This window comes from Citrobacter sp. VF227 (assembly GCF_052950715.1).
The window spans coordinates 1-541 of record NZ_JBRFVF010000224.1; the positions used below are offsets into that span (position 1 = coordinate 1).

The 541-nt window shown below is 74.3% G+C and carries 1 protein-coding gene; it reads left to right on the forward strand.

Features of this window, described 5'->3' with window-relative positions:
* Positions 1-541: hypothetical protein (locus ACU8YC_RS26010; protein WP_446896115.1), on the forward strand; the 541-nt coding region annotated here is incomplete at both ends.

Consider the following 541-nt stretch of genomic DNA (forward strand, 5'->3'; position numbering starts at 1 on the left):
CCTTCGAGGCGGTCTCCGGCTGGGCCTGCTGCGAGATCGATCCCGACACCGGCCGGACCCTCCTGGATGCCCGGACCGCGCTCGGCAGCGACGGAAACCCGTCCGCCGCCCCGTTCGCCGCCTGTTTCGTTGCCGACGACCGCCCCGTTCTCGACCGGGCGCGCGCTGCCGCCCTGGGAGCCGACGGCCCGCACGACGTGGTCCTGCACCTGCGCGACTGGCCGGAGCAGCAGGTTCAGGTGAGGCTGCTGAGCCTCGCCGATGCCCGGGGCGACCGACGGCTCTTCGCCCTCATGCGCAAGCTCCCGGGCGGCGAGGCGGCGCCCCTGCCGCAGCAGGTCGAGCCGCGCCGCAATCTCGTTCTGCGGCGCGTGACCGACGGCATCGTCCACGAGTTCAACGACGTCCTCACCGTCGTTCTGACGAATCTCACGCTGCTGACGCGCCGCCACGCCCTCGCGCCGGAGCAGGAACGGCTCGTCGCGCGGGCTACGGCCGGCGCGCGCCGGGGCGCGGCGCTGACCCGCCGGATGCTGCACCT